The sequence below is a fragment of the Dietzia sp. B19 genome (assembly GCF_014145155.1).
In the GTDB taxonomy this organism is placed as follows: Bacteria; Actinomycetota; Actinomycetes; order Mycobacteriales; family Mycobacteriaceae; genus Dietzia; species Dietzia natronolimnaea.
In genome coordinates, this window is the sequence record NZ_JAALED010000008.1 from 1 (window position 1) to 18,788 (window position 18,788).

Genomic DNA, 18,788 nt, shown 5'->3' on the forward strand with positions numbered 1-18,788 from the left:
GTCGAGGCGTCGCTGGAAGGCGCCGGGCAGGACGGTGGATCCGGCGAGCAGGGAGGCGCCGCCGTTCTGCTCGAATCCGGCGATCAGCCGGTGGGCCTCGCCGAGGACGGCGGTGAGCGGCTGACCGTCGTCGAGCGCTACGCGCACGGCCTTGGCTGCGGCGGAGCCCCATTCGCGCAGCGACTGCTCTCCGAGGGTGGTGCCGACGTGGTGGCGGAACAGGGCCCGCGCTCCGGTGAGTTCGGTGGGCGTGTCCTGCCACTCGGGGGTGCGGAGGGTCTCCGCCGCCAGCCCGGCCGGCAGCAGCGCCCGTGGCCCGTGGGTGGTCCACAAGCTGCGGATGCCGGACCCGGTCAGCGTGAAGGAGCGGCAGAGCCACGCGATGAGCCCCGCGCGGACGTCGTCGGTGAGCTGGGAGGCCAGCCCGTCCCACGCGTCGTGGGCGTCGGTCGTGGCGCTCCAGGCCAGCAGATCCGTGAGCCGGTGGTCCGGTTCCAGTCCCAGGACCTGTGTGCTGAGCGCGCCGTAGAGGTGGTCGGCGGTGAGAACCGGGGTCGGGGTGGGTGCGAGGGCGTCGCGGTGCTCGGCGAGCGCGGTGGTGAGCCCCCGCACGTCGTCGCGTCCGCGGGGGATGCGACCGTCGGTGCGGTCGGCGGAGAACATCCCGAGCAGGGTGCCCGTTGGGTCGAGTTCGCGCATCCGCCCGAGCGGCTGAAAGTGCTCCTTGACCCCCTGGGGGATCTGATCCTCGGGGAGGTCGGTGAGCACGACGCGCCACGGCACGTCGGGGTCGTTCCGGTGGCGCACCACGTCCCGGATCTCGAGCACCGTCCGGCAGCAGTGGACGGGCACGGTGAGGTCGTCCACGCGCAGCGCGGTGCCGTCCCATTCGGGCCGGGCGTGCATCACCAAGAGTCCTCGTCGGTGCTTCTTGTCGCGGTAGAGACCGCCGAGGAGGGGGACGAGGTCGGCGGCGGTCGCAGTACCGAGGGACGACGACGAGGTGGTGCCGCCCACTGCGAGTCCGGCGCTGGCTTCGGTCACGTCCCGGGCTCCTCGGCGGTGATCTCGATCCGGAACCGCACGCCCGTCCCGTATGTTCGCTCGAGGTCGGCGAGGGCGCTGTGGATCGCGTTTTCAACCTGGCTGCCTTGGGCCAAGAACGCTCGGTGCCTTCCGTAGCCCTTAATTTCCACATCGTTCGGTGGCGGGGGCGGGGGAGGAGGCGGTGGTAGTGGTGGTTTCGGATCGACGATCACCCTGTTGATCCAGTCCTGGGCGCGTGCCTCGAACCGCGTCACGGCGGTGTCCAGGTGCATGACGAATTCGTGGGTGTCGACGCCGCTCTCGAGGTCCACAATGATCTGCGCGGCCTCGGCGCCCAGGGCGCCTTGCTTGGCCCGCCCACCGATCAGGGTCTCGAGGGTCGGCCCGATGTTGCGCGCCACGGCCGCCACGTCCTCGGCGGTGGTGATGGACTGGCTCGCCTCGTTGGTGGTGGCCCCGAGGTAGGTGCCCGGCCCCTCACCCGCGGCGGCGAGGGCGGTGACGATCTCACCGTGATGCTGCTTCTTGCGCACCAACGTCTGCAGCAACTCGGTCTGCCGGCGCGCGAGCTGGAGCCGGCGCCCCTCCCCGGTTCGCCCCAGACGCTGCTCAAGCTTGGACAGCTGCGCAACCAGGTCCTCGCTGGACTGTTTGAACTCGTCCGCCTTGCTCGACACCTCGCCCGCCAAATGAGTGAGGTTGGTGGGGGAGAGGTGGCCGCGCTCGGGGATGCCGAAGAGGTGCTGGGCTGCCTGGACGGCGCGGTCCCATTCCCCCTGCTCGGGCAGCACAGGTTCGCGCAGCTGGTGGGACTGTTGGATGTCTTTGAACGCGGGGGCTGCGACGGGGGTCCCGTAGGTGAACCAGCTGCGGTCGCGCGACTCGGCCCAGGCCGCCGCGAGCAGGGTGGTGCAGTCGCGGTTGAGCCCAGCCTGCGGCATGAGCCGCTCGACGGCAGCAACGACCTGCGCCACCGTGAGCACACTGTCCGCCTGCCCGGATTTCTCCGCCTCGGCGAGAGCGCGGTCGATCTGCCCGGCGAAACTGGCAAAGGTGGCGCTGGGGAACACGAGGTGCGACTCGTGGACGTCGGCCACCCGGAGGCCGCCCAGCACGAGCTGGACGGACTTGCGCTCGGCGGCGACAAACGCGGCGCGGCCGTCTTCGCGGGCGTCGGACCGGCGCAGCACGTCGAGTGAGACCGCGAAGTCCTTCTGCGTGAGCGCGCTCGTGGTGTCGAACCGCGGATGGTCGGGGTAGCGCTGGTCAAACGCCTGATCGTAGAGCCGTCGGGCGGCCTCGCGCAGCGAGGCGCCGACGGGTCGCTGGACCACCACTGAGGAGCTCAACGAGCGGACGGGCGGCTGCCCCTCCGGGAACACCGCTCCTTCTGCGATGCCATACATTTTGCGCAGGATGGCCGCCAGCTGCCCGGCGAGCTGGTTGCGCTGGGTCACCATGACCTGGCGGACGCGTTCGCGGTCGCCGTCGGCGAGGTAGCTGGTGTAGCCGAGCCACTTCTCCGACTGCAGTACCCAGTCCATGGTGACGAGCTTGCCCAGGTCGTCCATCTGCTTGCGATCGAGGAATGCGGGGACCCAGGCGAGCGTGAAGTGATCGTGGCCGTCGGTGCGGAGGCGGTCGAGTCGGGCGTGGTCCTCGGAGACTCCGTGGCCTTCTTCGTCGAACGGCAGGTCCACGATCACTCGCAGCGCCCCGGGTTCGACGGGGGCGATGAGGGTGTCGGGCACGGAGCCGGGGTCGCGGACGTTGCCAAAGACAATCTCGACGGTTCGATTGGTGCCGCGCCAGGTGATCCGGGTGGAGCGCGCACCGTCGGCCTGCAGATCGATGGCGGCGATTCCGAACTCTTCCTGCAGCATCGACCGGAGCCGTTCGCGGCGCCTGGAGAAGGTGTCCTCGCCGCGGGCGCGCTCGAGGATCTCGTCGAAGGGCAGTTCCTCGAGGGTGATGGAAATCAGCGGATCGTGGCTGTCTGTTCCCACGGTGATCTCGGGGACCGAGGTGTTCCACTCGCGGACCGAGGCGAGCGCGCGCGTGGGCGCGTCCGACGCGACGATCGAGACGAGCTCCCCGTGGTTGAGGTGCGCCAACCTGCTGGCGGTGAGGGCCTTGAGCCCGGGCACCTCGGGTGCGAGAGCGGAGAGCAACAGCGTCTTGGCCAGTCGGAGCTGGGCCCGCACGCCCTTGGGCTGGTCCAGGTCCCGCACGCTCGGGTCAGCGTCGGGGAACTGGGCGAGAACGGCGGGCCGGAGCTTGTCGTGCCAAAGGGTGCGTGCGGTGCGGAAGCGGGCGGCCACCGCCTCGTCGGTGCCACCCTTCTGGGTCCCGTCGATGATGTAGTCCAACACCTCCCCCACGGGGATCACCTGGTCGACGGTCATGGTGTCGGCCAGGTCGACGAGCATCGACTCCATCACCTTGAGCGCGGTGCGGTCGCGCTGCATGGCGGTGGACAGGTGGACGAGGGTGTCGATGAGGACCGGGCTAAAGGGGTAGGTGAGGCGGAACTGCTCCTCGGTGGCACCGCGATGCTGGTCGTCGGTGTTGACCTTGTCCAGCAGGACGGGCTTGACGGCCGGGGAGAGGTGCAGGCGCTGGAACGAGGCCTCGAGCGCCTCGACCGCCGCGGCGTTCTTGGGGGTGAGGAGTCGGCGATGGGCGATCTGCGGCAGGTTGGCAGAGCCGAGCGCGATGCCGGAGAAGCGGCCTTCCTGGTGGGCGATGGCCTGCTCGCGGATCTTGGTGGCCTCGCCGGCCTCGATCGACGAGTCCTTCCACGCCTTGAGGTCGTGCTGGCGGGCGATGAAGCTGACGATCGGCACGGCCATTCGGCCCTGGTCGGATTCCACGAACCCGGTGAGTTTCTGGATCTCGCGGCCGAAGAACTCGCGGTTGGAGAAGTGGAAGGTGAGCCACAGGATCAGCTCGTCGAGCAGCAGGACCACGGCCTCGTAGCCGAGGGTCTTGGCGTGCGCGGCGATGGCGGACAGCCCCTCGGGCAGGTGCAGCCAGTCGGTGTTTGTGTGGGCGGAGGTGATCCACGTCTGGCCGAGCGCGGAGACGAGTGCCTCCCGTTCGGCGCGCGAGGCGGCGGGGTGTCGGGCGCGGTCGTAGGTGTCGCGGTCCCAGGTGGTGGCGGTGGCGCCGCCGAGCGCGGCCAGGTTGAGACCCCCCGGGGTCGACGACGACGAGGTGACGCCACCGGGTCCGGTGGTGGCAGTGGCCAGGCGTGCGAAGAACCTTTCGTCGCCGACCTCGGCCCGTATCTGTTCGGCGTTCTCGAGCAGCCCGTCGGCCATGTGGAGTACCGGCGGGGTGACTCCCGGGTGGAGCCGGTTCAGGTGCTCGAGGTACGCCGAGAAGAGGGTGTCCTCGATGGAGTTCGAGCCCAGGAAGTGGAAGGGCAGCGCGAGGATCTTGCTCGAGGTGGCCCGCGGGTGGTCGGCGATGTGCTGCTGGAGTTCGGCAATGGCGCGGGCGCGGGGGTCCCTGGTGAGAAGGGCCAGGAGTACAGCCATGAAGTGCGACTTGCCGGAGCCGAAGGAACCCTTGAGGAAGGCGCCCTTGTTCTCTCCGGTGGCCAGGGCGCTGTCGACCAGGGCGAGCGCCTCGTCAAAGGCGTCGCCGATGGACGGGGTCACCACGTACTCGGCCAGGGTGGTTCCGAGTTCGTCTCTGGTGACGGCGTCGGAGAGTTGGAGGACGAACGTCGAGGTTCCCGAGTGCTCGGGGATCGAGAAGACGTCACGCAGGGTGGGGCTGGTGCCCGACCCTGCCGTCGCGCCGGGAGGGGTGAAGGCCATGGCCTCTAGCTTTCCTTATCGGGTGTAGTAGCAGCGGCTGCGACGCGCTTGCGGCCGCGGGTCGCTGGGGCGGGGCGCCAGGCGGGTAGGTCTGCGATCGGGACGCCGGTGCGCTCGGCGAGCGAGGTCAGCTGTCCACCGAGATAGTCGGCCCAGTCGATTCCGGAGTGGGCGTCCATGCCGGAGTGCCACTGGCGGATCCACGGCAGGAGTTCGGCCAGCCCGGCGACGAGCGGGACGAGCTGAGCGGGGTCGGTGTCGTCCTTGCGGTCGTCGTACAGCGACACCAGGGCGATGCCCTGCTCGGCGTGGTCCCAGCCCGCCCAGCCCAGCATCGTGGTGGGGTCGTCCGGCCCCGAGGCGCCGGGGTAGGAGATGAATCGTTCCTTGGGCACGTCGAGCTTGCCACGGGCCTGCCAGTAGGAAGCTTTGCGAAAGTCAGCGGAGGTGTACTTGGGCGGGACCGGGACCTGGGCAGAGGTGATCTCGCTGCGGTCCTCGGCACGCTGGGCGTCCCACGTGACCTGCCACTCGGCGAATTTGCGCAAGCCCGAGTCCTTGAGCCGGAGTGCGGCCAGGTACGGCACGGCCTCGTCCTGTAAGAGCGCCACCAAATTGGTGAGCACGCCGGCCTGCCGCTTGCTCGACCACAACTCGAGCGCCTCGGCCACACCCGCCAACTGCGGAGCAGTCTCCACCTTCGCGGCCAGCTGACGCACCGATTGCGGCTGCGGATACCCGTTGGGGTCCTTCCACAGCCCTGGGTTCTCCAGCCTGTCCAAGATCCAGGACTCGAGTGCCGATCGGACCCGGTCGGACCACGGCACGGAAGACCAGCGCCGCTTGTACTCGGGACGCTCGAGCAACTCGAGCGAGCGGTCCTCGGCGATGAGGTTCAGCCGCTGCTGCACCGCGTCCCGATACCCGGACGGCAGATGCGCCGGGATTTCGGTGACCGGGGTCGATCGGTGACGCTCGAACCACGCCGTCTCGGCCTCGCCTGCCTGCACCCGGCGCGCCAAGGCGATCTCGAACACGCGCTCACCCAGCGCCAGCTCAGGCACATCACCGACCGGGAGCGACAGGTTTTCGTCGGTGAACCCGTACAGGTGATAGACCTGCCAGTCGAGCTCCTCCTGCTGGGCGATCATCAGTCCACGAATTCGTTCCCATTCCGTCTCGCCCCGGGCGAACAGCTCCGCCGACGGGTCCGATTCCTCGAGAAGCGCCGCCGGCTCGACCGCAGCCAGCCCCTGGGCCAGGTGGTCGATGCACCGAGCACGCTCCAGAACCGAACCCGCGGGAAGCGGGAAGTCCTTCAGTGTCGTGCCGGTGAATTCAAAGAACTCATCAAACAGCTCGTGACGGGATTCCTGGTTGACGCCTCCCAGGCCTTTACCAAAGCAATTCTGCTTGAGCCAGAAGCAGGCCGTCGACGAGTTCAGCACACCCAATAGTTCAATATGCTCCTCCTCGCTCGCCCCCTCCGGCAACTTGATCACCGGCGCCGTACGATTGAACACTCGCCCACCGCGATCCAAAACGAAGTGGTTATGTGTCGCTACAAACGGAAACGCGATAAGATTAGCTGCTCTGCAACGCTCCCTCATAAAGAACGCGTATTCAAACCAAGCAAGGCCACGCTCGACATTGGTTTGGCCGAAGTATATGCGCGAGTTCAGATGTGCACGCCGCATCCAATAGTGCGATTCGAGTTCTGGGGCTAGGTGCGCACGCAAGTCCGCATTGCGGTATGGAAATACCACCTTCGAGCTTGTAGAGGCCGACCATTCCCGGACGACATCACCAGTGGCGAAGTAACGGAATATGTCGGTTGGCGATCTCTTCAGAGCTGCCACTTTCCCCAGCGTAAACGCGTCGTCTTCTCCCGTTACGGCGAGAATTCCGATTGACTCAGTGACTTCCCCCAGATCCCGAATCGAGTGTCCGCTAATCTGTCGTGATGCTGCTGGTGCAGCCCCGCCTTGCAGGGACCACGGGTGCGCTTCTAGCGACATCCGCGGAGTGTCCACAACTGAAATCCACGGATCTTCATGACTGGGTTCGTCGATGTACCGGACAATGCTGCGCCACACCAATCCCTCCGCGGGATCTTCAGATGCGCCTGGCTCACCCTGAATGCCGAGGACCGTACGCACCGTGTTCGCCTGCGGTCGCCGGCTCCGCGACACCAACGTCACCGTCGGCGTGCCGTGCCCCGGGATATACGCGCCGGAGGTGTCGATCACTTCGAGCAGATCAACTTGAGGGAAGAAGTCCTCGATGAGCGGAACACCAAACTCGCGTGCCATGAACGAATTGGAGGTGATCTGCCCTATCCACCCCGCTTGTGAGGGGTCCACCGTGCCCGACTTGGCGAGTGAGTGGAACTGCTCCATGAATGGCACTGTCAGGGCATACTTTCCCTTGCAGTAGCTGTAAAGCTTCCGGTAGCGATGGTTAAGCGTCTTGTCCTTTGCCTGGATATAGGGCGGATTACCTACCACCACGTCGTACTGATTTCGCGCCAGCGTCCGCCGCAGCGCCGCCAGATCCTCGGTCGATAGGTGGGTGCCGCTGGCGACTGCGTCCGGATCAACGCTCATGTCGCCGTAGTCGAATCCGGACTGCCCGGCAGAGTCCTCGCTCCACAGCAGCGAGTCGCCCGCGTACACTTTCAGCGGGAGTTCTGGCACGTTGAGCAGGCTCGTCCCGCCTGTCGCTTGGAGTGCTGCCACCATGAGTCGGAACTGGGCGATCGCTACCGCGAACGGATTGATGTCCACCCCGTGGATGGAGGACAACGCCAGGCGCACCTGCTCGGTCGGCTCCATTCCCGGAGCCTCGGCTCGCCAGTAGTCCAGCATCCGTTCGAATGCCCCGAGAAGGAAGTGCCCCGATCCGCAGGTGGGATCGATGATCTTGAAGTCCACCGCCCCGGTCCGACCCTCCGCATCGACCGACGGAAGCCTGGGTGAGCGTTCCTTCAGCGCCGGGGTCAGCGTGCGATCAAGGATGAACTCTTCAACAAACTCCGGTGTCTGCAGTAGCGCGTACTTCTTCTTGGCGTACTCCGAAAGGTCCTGGTACATGTCACCCAGGAAACGCGTATCCAATGCCCGATCGCGCAGGGACCAGACGGTGGCCGTTTCGGCATCGGCCTGCCGCCAGAACTCCACCAGACGCTGTGCGGCGTCATCACTCGGCTCGGCGATGTGGACTCCCGCGTGCTCACCCACCAGCGGCGCTGCTGCGGGGGAGTGCTCCAACTGAGAGAACGCGTGCCGCAGATAGCCACGGAAGCTCTGGTCAAGATTCGCCGAGAAGAAACGGTCCTGCTCGTCCACCGCACGCCGACGCCCATCCGCATCCGGTCCGCTGATCCAACGTCGGTGCGCCCCCAGCAGGTCGTTATCCTCGCAGAATCGAACGAAGACACTCGTGAGCACCCACCCCACCGCCGCCTGGGTGAGCTGATCCTCCTGCCAATCGGCCCACGTGGCGCCCGTGCGCTGGGACTCCTTGAGCGCCGCGTGCGTGGCCTTCCACTCCACCGTCTTGCCCTTATCAGCCGCGAGGCGAGCACGCATGTCGTCGACAAGATCCCGCACCAACGGCTGCAACGCATCCGTGAGCGTCTGCTGCTCCGCCGACTTACGCCGCCTACCCGCCACCTGGCACCTGGCCCTTCACACAAAGAGAACCCGCGAAATGCGAGTCTCTGAACCATCCTACGAAGCACGTGAGAGCGGCGAGACCCGGATAGTGTTTCCGACATGAACACCGACGAGGAGCGCCAACGCGCCGTCGCCGCCATCGACACCCAGATCGCCGCTCTGATCGAGGACGGCGTCCCCGCCGACAGTTCGCGAAATCGAGCGCTCAAGGCCAAACGCGCCGTCGCGCAGAAGAGCAAGAAGGCAATCAAGAGGTCTGTCCGCAAGGCCCGAGAGCGGCAGGCCGCGGCAGCAGTTACTGCGACGTTGGCGCCGACCAGGGTCCCTCCAAAAACGGACGGGCGAATTACGCTGGTTCCCGATTCCGCCACGGACTCCAAGCGCTTGCGGTCGTTGCCCGCAAGGAACGGAAACGGATCGAGACCGCTCGGATGGAGGTCCGGCAAACTCTGACGTGGTGCGAGGAACCGTCAGCCGAAGGGGTTCGCAACGCCATCGCGAGATGTGATGCCGAGATCAGGGCCCTCATCGACAGCGGAGTGGATTACGAGGCGGACGCCCGGACGCAGCTGCGGAACCGGAGGGCTCGGCTCAAGGACCTCGCCGCTGCCTTCGCTTCAAGGCGACGCAAGTCGCACCCATCGGAGCTCGAGCTGGCCTTCCTACTGGATGCACGCCTGGAGCGGCGCCGCCAGATCAGGCGCGGCCCGGACAACGTCGTCGGTGTGCTCGACGTGCGGTCCGGCGGAGCACCCTCGCTGGGCAAGCGAAAGTAGATCCTCGCTTACACGCTCACCAGCTGCGAGTCGCTGGTGATGGGCAGCGGCCGGCCATCCACTTGGTCCGGCTGCCCCGGAGCGTCCTTGGCGCGTCCCGTCACCAAGACCACCGGCCGGCTCGGGGGAACGGTGAGATCCGTCCACCGCCCGAGCTGGGATAGCTGGGAGTACTCGGCGAGCAGCGAGGCCTCGGTGAGGACCAACGCTGCGCCGTCCGTTGCATCGACGTTATTCAGCACCGTCGTAACGTTGGCCTCCATGACGCCGCGCACCTGCTCGGGCGGAAGCCGCAGGAAATCCCCGCGCTTGTCCAGCTGTCCGCTGGTCTCGAGCAGAGAGTCCACGCTGGCGAGCACCTCGGCGGACAGGTCCACCACCTCGGCCCCGAGGCGCTCGGCCAGCTTGCTCGCGACCTCGTCTCCACGGCCGTAGGGGACCGAGACGGAGACGAACCCCGGGTTCGAGGCCGCGCGCGCCAGTTGCTCGATCAGAGGATCCTCGGTCCCGGAGCGGTCGGTGACCAACGCAGACGGTGTCCGGGTGTGCACCATGCTCAGCCCGGTCGCCTGCTGCGGGTAGCGGAAGTCCCGGTGCTGCGGATCCCACGCCATCCCCGGCATGTGCTCGGCCAGTACCGCCTCCACGTCCTCACGCCTCGACTCCCGGGTGCGCAGCTCCGGGAAGCGGGCGCGGATGAGGTCCTTGAGCAGGCCCAGGTTGAACTGGCTGGCCGCCCGCGGCAGCGTCAGCGCGAGCAGCTCGGGCAGCTCCATCCCGGTGGAGTACAGGTCACCCGTGGCGGTGAGCGCCAGCTCGTCGTCGCCGGCCACCGCCAGCTCCGCCAGGGTGAGCGGATCGATCCGGGACTCCGCGTCCGCGGCGTCCGAGAACACCGACCGGGCCGCCCCCCTCAGCTCCGTGTGGACCAGCTCCGCGGGGACGTGCCGCACCCCCGGCTCGGCGAGCAGGTCGTGCGCCGCCCGGTTGAGCTCGACCACCAGGGGACGCGCCCACTCGGGGTGCACACTCATCCCGATCACCCGAGCGGAGCGCCCACGGCGCAGCAGCTCCACCTCCGACCCGCCGGCGGCATCAGCACGGTGCAGGCCCAGGTCGAACATGCGCAGGACGCCCAGCCGCAGGCGCTCGGAATCGCGGTGACCGTGCTCCGCCGGGAAGCTCTGCTCCACCGCCCCCGCGATCTGCCGGATGCTCGCCACCCCGCCGCGGCGCACGATCTCCCGGCGGGTGGCGGCCCGGATCTCCTCGAATGCCGCGGTGAGCACCGGGGAGGATTGCCAGAGTGCCGGGAACTTGCCGGTGAGTTGCGGGATCCTGCCGGCACTGAGCCGCAGCGGCTCGGCGTACCGGGACATGGCCTGGAACGGATCCTCCGGCGCGCCCTCGCCCCGCCCGAGGATCGTCCGCACGAGCCGGTAATCGGAGCTGCGCGAACTGCCCGCAGCCCGCAGGAGTTCCTCCGCCAGCTCCGCCAACGTCGGGAGAGCGACGGCTGTCACAGGGGTGGGGGCATCGCGGGGAGTGACCGGCTCCCTCGTCGTCGTCCCCCCGTCACCCGCGGTGACCGACGCGGCGACGGCCGCGAGCGCCTCGCGGAACTCCTGCGCCGAGCCGAACCGCGCCCCGCTGTCCCCGTCGAGCAGACGGGTGAAGATCCCCGTCATCTGCTCCACCACGTCTTGGTTCCACTCGGGAGGCATCGCCTCCGCCGGAATCACCACGTGACCGTCGGTGAGCGAGGGCTCGCTCACCCCGTCCCCGTACGTCGGAGTCTCACCCGTCGCCATCTCGAACAACACCACGCCGGCCGAATAACGCTCGGCCGAGGAGTCGGCGATCTGCCGCGACCGCCGACCCAGGAACGGATCGCGGTACACGCCCGTACCCACCTGGGTGTGCTGCAGGGACTCGCGGGAGGCGGAGAAGTCGAACAGGGCCAGGTGCTGGCCTCGACCCCGCCCCACGATCCCGAGGTTGGCGGGCTTGATGTCCCGGTGCGCGACCCCCGCCGCCTCCAGGGCGACCAGCATGTCCGCCAGGTTCGCGGCGAACCTCCAGAACCGGTCCTGGGAGATCCGGCCGAGCTGCAGCATGCTCGCCAGCGAGACCTCCCCACAGTCTGTGAGCACGAGGCACGTGCGCCGGTCATGGACGACCATCGGCCCCTCGAGTAGCGCCACGAACAGCGATGAGTACTTGGCCGGCAGCCCCTGGCCGAGCGAGCGCAGGACCTCCGCCTCCGCGGCCAGGCGCTCCGCAGCGCGCTCGTCCCGGGCCACCTTGAGGACCTTGGTGGGCGGACCGGAATCGTCGGTGAGATCCTCGACCTGCAGGCCCACCGCCGTCGACCCAGAGCCCAGGACCTTTTTGACGACGAACCTGCCCTCGAGCACTCCGTCGATCATCGGGCGCAGCGCGTCCATCTGCTCTGCGGCGGGCTGCGGGGTGGCGGGACGTGCGGCCTCTGCCAGGCGCCGCTCGAACCCGATCACGGGGGAGAGCCCCTGTGTAGAATCCGAGACGCCGAACTTGGTGTTGCGCGTGTCGACCGTCGCCGCGGTGGCGTCCATGACGAGCGCGCGCAGGCCTTGATCGAACTCGCTCGTCACCGCCGACATATCCAGGCCGCGGTCGCGCTCCAGCCGGTCGAGCAGCGAGGAGCGGTCCGTAGCCGGGGCCTGGCCGCCGGTGAGGACGTAGTAGGCCAGTGCCCCGAGGGAGAACAGATCGGCCGCCATCCGGTCCGGCGTGTGGACGCCCGCCGCCTCCGGTGCCAAGTAGACGCGGCCCGCAAGCTCGTCGCCGGGCATCGATGTGGCGGAGCCAGTGGCCCCCAGGACCGTTCCCGATGCCTCGGAGGTCCCCGCGCCGGACCAGCCGTCGACCTTCACCTCGATGCGGCCGTACGCGTCAACCGCCCGGGTGGAAAGCAGTCGGGTGTCGAGGAGGACGGTGGTCGGGTCGAGTCCGCGGTGCGCCACCTGGTGCCGGTGGGCGTACAGCAGGGCGTCCGCGACCTGGCGGACGATCTCCACGCGCTCCCTGGACGAGAGTTTGGCCCCCGGCAGCGCGACGTCCAGCGGGCGATGGTCCGGCAGCGCCGGATAGATCACCACCTCGTCCGAGGTGCCGCGCAGCGTCTCCATGGAGCGGGGGGCCACGATGTGCTCATTGCCCAGCCCGGACAGCAGCTCGTACTCCCGGCGCAGTGTCCTGCGCATGCGGATCTGTTCGCCCTCCGTGGCGGCCGCCGCCACGTTGAGCACGCGCGCGCGGATCGGCTCGTGGGTCTCCCGGTGTTCGCCGTCCCATTCGTGGAAGCGCGGGTCGGGGGAGTCGACGCGGTCGTGCAGGAGGTACGAGCCGGCCATGTGATCACGGACAGTGATCCCCGCGATCTTGCGCATGGCCAGCGCGATGAGCATGCTCAGTGCCTCGCTGATCCGTTCGCGCCCCACCGGCTCCTGGACGCGGTCGGCGATCGGCGGGAGGTTGGTGCGGACCTCGCGGTCGGGAAAGTCCGCCGGGTCTACTCCGAAGATGTTGTGGGCCTTGTCCGCCGCGAGGTGCGAGACCACCCCTGGGTCGTGGAGGAACACCGCCTCCTGAATCCACGGCAGGCGGCCGACTGCGGCAGCGACCTGGCGGATTTTCAGGTCCTCGTCCGGATCCCGCGCGATCCGGGCGATCTCCTGCTCGAGCTTGGACTTGAATCGCTGCGCCTTGCGCCGCGTGGCCACCATGGGCGAGCGCATGCTGTCCACGCGGCCGCCCCGGTCGGTCACCCAGCGGTGCTCGTCGCCGCCGATCCTGCCGTGGTACGACTTGAGCTCAAGCAGGTGGATACGGGACTGGCCCACCACCAGCGCGTCGACCTCGTGCCACTGGCCGTGGCTGTCCTGGAACTCGAAGTTAGCCCACACCCGGTAGGGCGCGGAGTCCGGCACGGCGTTCGCGAGCAGAGCCAGTCCCTGCTTCTCGTGCTCGAAGGCCGAGCGGGAGACCTCTTTCCAGCGGGGGGAGTTCTGAAGCACGGTGAGTGGGTCTCCTCGGCGCGGATCGGGTCGGACGTCACCATCGGTCACATCATCGTGAATCGTAGTGCAGCACTCGGGCGGGGGCCTGGAAACTCATGCCCCGGCGGTCGTCTCGTGCAGCGTGCAGATCTGTCCTTCAGCCTGGCGGTTCAAAGCCAGATTCTGGTGAGGCGCAAACGGGCTGCGACCGGACTCGCGATAGTCCAGATTCGGCGTAATCCGATCGCTGCTCTTGCCCGCGGCATCGTGGCCGTGGGGCTACGGTGGGAGTGTCGCCGGATCCGGCCGGATGCCGGGTGCACCGACGACGGTGTCACCGAGGAGGTCGACCAATGGACGCACAGCCGGTCGTAGTCGGAGTCGACGGGGGACCCGACTCGTTGAAAGCCCTGGCCTGGGCCGCCGAATACGCGAACACGGTCGGGGCGCCCCTGATCGCCCTGGCCGCCGTCGAGACCCCCGCCGTCGTCGGCCCGTACGCGATGGCCGGGTGGGTGGACCCGTCGATTCTGGAAGAGAGGGCGAGGACCATGCTCTCGGATTCGGTGCGCGACACCCTGGGTGACGACGCCCGCGTGGACCAGACCGTCCTCCGCGGCCACCCTGCAGAGGCGATCGTCGCGGCCTCGCGGGATGCCCGGCTCGTCGTGGTGGGCAGCCGGGGGTGGGGTGGTTTCCGTGGACTGCTCATGGGCTCGGTGAGTCAGCACGTCGTCGCGCACTCGCGGTCCCCGGTCGTGGTCCTGCCGCGTCAGGCCGAGGACGCCTGAGCCCGGTCGGCCTCGCTCGACTCGCGTGCCGCGCGTAGCCGGTCCCAGCTGGCCCGGGGACAGGTCAGGACTCCGCGTGCCGCACCAGACCCGCGAGCATTGCCGGAAACCGGGCTGAGACGCCTCGGCGGGGGAGGACGTTCAGCGCGTCGACCTGACCGGGAAGCGCGTCGTAGCGACCGGTGGTCAGGTACTCGAGCGCCCTCAACAGCGCCGCCGGGTGGGTGTCCAGCGCACTGTGGCCGTTCTCGATTCGGGTGACCGCCGCGTCCGGGGCGATCGACGCCACGCGGTCGGCGATGTCCGGAGGGGTGCGGAGGTCCCTGGTGCCGCTGAGGAGGACCATCGGCCAGGTGAAGCGGGATACCTCTCGACCCAGGTCGACCGGTTCCGCGTCGAACCCGGGAAACAGAGGTGCGAGCGGCGCATACGTGAGTGCGGGGTCGAGGGGCTGGCCGTCCGCCGGGGCGCCGTACCCCAGTTCGCGGAAGCCGATCGCTCCGGCGATGTCGAACTCGTAGACGCCCGGCACGCGGGCGAGCGTGCCTTCCCTGGTCGCGTAGGCCTCGAGTAGTCGCCAGGCTGCTGCGTCCGGGGCTCGCAGCCGTCCCGGCGCCCGACCGCGCACTCGGCCCCGCAGCAACGGACCGAGCAACTCCGGCCCGCCCAACTCGTAGGCCGCGCGGACCACGTCGAGCAGGCGTCGGCCGTCCTCTCCGCGGAGGTAGAGACGCCGCACATCCGCGGCGATCGCGGTGTCGGCATCCCAGAACACCGAGCGCACCGCCCGTCGCTCGAGGTCGATGTCCGCCGACGACTGCAGCGCCGAATCCAACAGCATGCCCGCGACGCGCTCGGGATACAGGGCGCCGACGCAGGACACCACGTAGCTGCCGTAGGAGGACCCGACCAGGTTGGCCGAGTCCACCGCCTCCCGGTCGAGAACCGCCGCGATGTCGCCGGCGACAGCGGCGATCCGCATCGCCGACACCGGCAGGTCCCGGCCGGCGGTATCGGTGCGGGACAAGCCCACACCTCTGTGCTCCACCATGATGAGGTCGTGCCCGAGGCCGGCCGCCCATCGACGCAGGCCGCGATACGGCAGTACCGACCCGAGGCCCGGGCCGCCGGGGACAACCACGGTCGGCCGCGGGGTGCGCGGGCCGGTCCGGACGTCAACGGTTAGGTGAGCCTTAGCGTCCACTGTGACCAGTGCGTTTGAGACACTTGTCCACATGGACATCGTTTTCGACATCGTTCTGATCCTGCACTTCATCGGCCTGGCCGGCATCATCGGCGGGTGGCTCGCCACCATCAAGGCGCCTCACATGAATAAGGCGATCCTGCACGGCGCGATCCTCCAGGTGGTCACCGGTCTGCTGCTCGTCGGTCTGCGCGAGATGCAGGACGTGGACCTCAATCACATGAAGATCGGGATCAAGCTCGTCGTCGCGGTCGTCATCCTGGTCGTCGCGGTGGTGGGCGTCCGTAAGGAGGCCAGGGCGGCGGGCAGCACCGGGACCCTGGCGACCATCGCCGGCGTCCTCGGCGTGGTCAACGTCGCCATCGCGGTCCTGGTCTGACACGGTCCTGGTCTGATACCGGGACTCCACGCCCCGCGCCGCCCCCCGACTCCGGTCGGGGGGCGGTTCGCGTTGTTCCGCACCAGTAGCGTCGAACCCGGCGAAAGAGGTGTTGTCAGAGGGAGGGATGCATCGTGGCTCTGGAGGAGACCCCGGCGGCCGGCCGGCCCGCACCGCATACGCCCGTCGAGGACAAGGCTGAGGTGTTGGCTCGAGTGGTCGCCGCCATCGACGCCGGCGATATGGACTCGGGCCGTGACGTTCTCCGGTCCGACTACCCGTTCGCGCCGGTGGCCAAGTCCGGCCGCAGTTACACCGACCGCCAGTCCCTGCGCCTCTTCTACCGGGACGGATTCCTCGATCGCTACAGCGGCACGAGACTGGTACACCCGGGTGCCCTGCGTCTGCTGTCCGTGCTCATCCCAGAGGACTTTCCCGCGCATCCGAACTGGCTGATGTCGGAGACACATTTCGCGTTCTGGGAGTTGTTCCCCACCATCGATCATCTTGTGCCGGTGGCCCGCGGGGGAGTGGACGACGACTCGAACTGGGTCTGCACCTCGATGTTGCGAAACTCGGCCAAGGCCCATTGGACTGTCGAGGAGCTGGGGTGGTCGCTGCACCCGCCGGGGAAACACACCGACTGGGATGGCCTGACAGGCTGGTTCGTCCGACACATGCAGCAGCATCCGGAACTACGCGCGCACGCTTACCTGGCCCGATGGTTCCGAGCGTCCGTGGACATCCGCACGCAGTTGATCTGATTACTCCATCACGGCGGCGAGGTACGCCCGCACCAGCCGGGCACCCACCTCGGCCGGGAGGCGTTCGATCGCCGCGAGCAGCGCGGCCATCCCGCCGTCGTCCCCGTCGTCGCCGGCGAGCACTCCGGACACCATCGCGTGCACATCGTCCTCGGGGAGGGTGAGCAGGTCGCCAGGGGAGAGGGCTCCGGCCTCCATCGCGGCCAGCACGTCGGCGAACGCGGCCGGGGGCGCCGGGTCGGGCATGCCGCGTACCGCATCAGCAGCCGCGTGGGCCACGTTGAGGATCTCATCCGTCAGGCGTTCGGTCACCGGGGTGATGGTGAGGTGGGACGACGACGGCAACGCGCCCCGCTCCTGACGGTAGGCCGGTTGCGCCTGCACGACGATGCCCCTGCGACCGCACTCGTCCGCCCACAGGTGGGGGTGGACACGTCGGACGTCTCTCGCGGACCCGTCGGCCACCACGGCGATCAGAGGTCCGGGATCGGAGTCGATCACGCGCAGTCCCTCGATACCGGACAGCCCCTCCACGAGGCGTCCGGTCGCCCTGGCGGTGCGCGCCACGAGTTCGGACTGACCGTCGTCGCCCAGGGCCTCGAGCACGGCCCACGCGGCGGCCGCGGGTTCGAGAGGCTTGGACCCGGACAGGGTGGGGTTGACCACCGGGTAGCCCGGCCAGTCGACGGTGGAGAACCAGGATGCGCGGTGCCTGGCGCGGCCCCGGCTCAGCAGGACCGAGGTGCCCTTGGGAGCGAACCCGTACTTGTGCAGATCGGCCGAGATGCTGGTGACCCGTCGGACCCGTAGATCCCAGGTCGATCCCACCCCGCCCGGCCAGAAGGGGAGGACCAGCCCGCCCAGGCAGGCGTCCACGTGCAGCCCGATCCGCGGATCGTGGTGCGCGTCGAGCCCGGCCGCGACCTGCTCCACCGGGTCGATCACACCGGTGGGGTAGGAGGAGGCCGAGCACACCACCAGGCAGGTGTCGTGGTCCACGGCGGCCAGCAGGTCCTCGGCGGCCACCCGGCCCGTGTCGGGGTCCACCTCGACGCCGACGAACCGCATCCCGAGGATGTGGGCGGCCTTGCGGAACGCCGCGTGGACGGTCACCGGGGCGACGATCGTCACGCCACTGCCGGGGGCACGCCCCGAGACCTCCCGAGCCGCCAGACACGCCAGCACGCAACTCTCGGTGCCGCCCGACGTCACGACACCGTGGACCTCGTCGTCGTCGCTCCCCGGACCGTCGCCGGCGTCCCCACCCAGGATCGTGCGGACCCTGTCGACGATCCCGCCGTGGATCCGTGCGACCGACCCGAACACGGTCGGGTCCAGGCCGTTGACGCCGTGCGCCAGACCGGCGGCGCGCACGGCCAACCGGTCCACGCCCTCCACGCCCGAGTCGTAGACGTAGGAGAGCACCCTGCCCCCGGTCGTGGGCGGGTCCGACGCCCGCAGCGCAGCCAGCGTCTCGAGGGCTGCCTCGCCTCTCCGGGCGATCACGGCCTCCAGGGGATCGGTGCCCGCGGGACCGGCTCCTGGGGGTTCGGTGTCCGGGGGTTCGACTGTCATGCGGGCTCCGTCCAGCTCGGGTGTTCGCGGCCCAACGCCCGGATGACCAGCAGACTCGCAGCGGTCAGCAGGGCGGGGACCAGGGAGAAACCGAGGATGATGGCCCAGAGGGCCGGTTCGGGCTGATCAGCGACGCCGCCGGAGCGGAAGCCGGTCACCGCGAGCAGCGCCAGCACCACCACGGGCCCGAGCGCCATGGATCCCGTCTCGGACGCCGTCCACAGCCCGCTCATCGCCCCGCTGCGACGGCGGCCGCCCAGCTCGCGGTCCATGTCCGTGGTGTCGGGGAGCATCGACATCGGTAGAGCCTGCATCCCGGCGTAGGCGACCCCCGCGAGCGCCACGGGGACGTGCACCCACATCCCGGGCCACATACCCGCGGGGATGAGCATGAGAGCGGACACGGTGAACAGGATCGTCGCGGTCGCCAGAGCGGGGACCTTGCCCCGGGCGTGCGCCAGGCGGGCCCACAGCGGCATCACCAGCAGGGCGGGGGCGATCAGGGCGAGGAACAGCCCGGTCAGCGCGGCCTCGTCGCCCAGGATGTAGGTGGCGACGTACTGGCCACCCGCGAGCATCACGGCCGTGGCCACCGCCTGCAGGCAGAACAGGCCCACCAGCAACCGGAACGGCCGGGTCACCCGCAGCGCGTCGAGCCCGTCGCGGTACTGCCGGCCCAGGTCGCCGACCTGCGCGTCCGCCCGCAGG

Annotated in this window: 12 protein-coding genes; 5 read left to right on the forward strand and 7 right to left on the reverse strand. The window is 68.8% G+C overall.

Annotated features, from left to right (window positions below; translation table 11 throughout):
- The 3 genes from G6020_RS00290 to pglX all read right to left on the reverse strand — a co-directional run.
- Positions 1 to 1,044, reverse strand: a 1,044-nt coding sequence (locus G6020_RS00290; protein ID WP_182609281.1) for a hypothetical protein, incomplete at its 3' end; no start/stop codon positions are given.
- A complete protein-coding gene (locus tag G6020_RS00295) occupies positions 1,041 to 4,874 on the reverse strand; it encodes a DUF6079 family protein (protein ID WP_182609282.1) in 3,834 nt (1,277 codons plus the stop codon). The genes G6020_RS00290 and G6020_RS00295, both read right to left, overlap by 4 nt.
- A 5-nt stretch (positions 4,875 to 4,879) precedes the next feature.
- Positions 4,880 to 8,548, reverse strand: coding sequence for a BREX-2 system adenine-specific DNA-methyltransferase PglX (pglX, locus tag G6020_RS00300; RefSeq protein ID WP_347238269.1), 3,669 nt, complete (start codon positions 8,546 to 8,548; stop codon positions 4,880 to 4,882).
- Between the two features lie 102 nt (positions 8,549 to 8,650).
- Between pglX and G6020_RS00305 the strand changes: the two genes are divergently transcribed.
- Complete coding sequence (locus G6020_RS00305) at positions 8,651 to 9,004, forward strand: hypothetical protein (RefSeq protein WP_182609283.1); 354 nt, start codon at positions 8,651 to 8,653, stop codon at positions 9,002 to 9,004.
- Between the two features lie 86 nt (positions 9,005 to 9,090).
- On the forward strand, positions 9,091 to 9,327 hold the full coding sequence (locus G6020_RS00310) for a hypothetical protein (protein WP_182609284.1): 237 nt from the start codon (positions 9,091 to 9,093) through the stop codon (positions 9,325 to 9,327).
- An 8-nt stretch (positions 9,328 to 9,335) separates the two neighbouring features.
- Here the strand turns inward: G6020_RS00310 and G6020_RS00315 are convergent, their stop codons facing one another.
- Positions 9,336 to 13,385: an NERD domain-containing protein gene (locus tag G6020_RS00315; RefSeq protein WP_182609285.1), complete on the reverse strand. Its 4,050-nt coding sequence runs from the start codon at positions 13,383 to 13,385 to the stop codon at positions 9,336 to 9,338.
- A 335-nt stretch (positions 13,386 to 13,720) separates the two neighbouring features.
- Between G6020_RS00315 and G6020_RS00320 the strand changes: the two genes are divergently transcribed.
- Entirely contained in the window at positions 13,721 to 14,158 is a 438-nt protein-coding gene (locus tag G6020_RS00320) for a universal stress protein (RefSeq protein ID WP_182609286.1), read from the forward strand.
- A gap of 64 nt (positions 14,159 to 14,222) precedes the next feature.
- On the opposite strand, the gene G6020_RS00325 is transcribed toward G6020_RS00320, so the two are convergent.
- Positions 14,223 to 15,473: an alpha/beta fold hydrolase gene (locus tag G6020_RS00325; RefSeq protein WP_347238270.1), complete on the reverse strand. Its 1,251-nt coding sequence runs from the start codon at positions 15,471 to 15,473 to the stop codon at positions 14,223 to 14,225.
- Between G6020_RS00325 and G6020_RS00330 the strand changes: the two genes are divergently transcribed.
- The gene (locus tag G6020_RS00330) at positions 15,394 to 15,741 is read left to right on the forward strand and encodes a hypothetical protein (protein ID WP_182609287.1); all 348 of its coding nucleotides are present in this window, start codon (positions 15,394 to 15,396) and stop codon (positions 15,739 to 15,741) included. The genes G6020_RS00325 and G6020_RS00330 overlap by 80 nt on opposite strands.
- 134 nt (positions 15,742 to 15,875) lie before the next feature.
- Entirely contained in the window at positions 15,876 to 16,505 is a 630-nt protein-coding gene (locus tag G6020_RS00335; RefSeq protein ID WP_182609288.1) for an HNH endonuclease, read from the forward strand.
- Here the strand turns inward: G6020_RS00335 and G6020_RS00340 are convergent, their stop codons facing one another.
- A complete protein-coding gene (locus G6020_RS00340; protein ID WP_182609289.1) occupies positions 16,506 to 18,080 on the reverse strand; it encodes an aminotransferase class V-fold PLP-dependent enzyme in 1,575 nt (524 codons plus the stop codon).
- The coding region (locus G6020_RS00345) for an MFS transporter (protein WP_182609290.1) at positions 18,077 to 18,788 on the reverse strand (712 nt) is incomplete at its 5' end. The genes G6020_RS00345 and G6020_RS00340, both read right to left, overlap by 4 nt.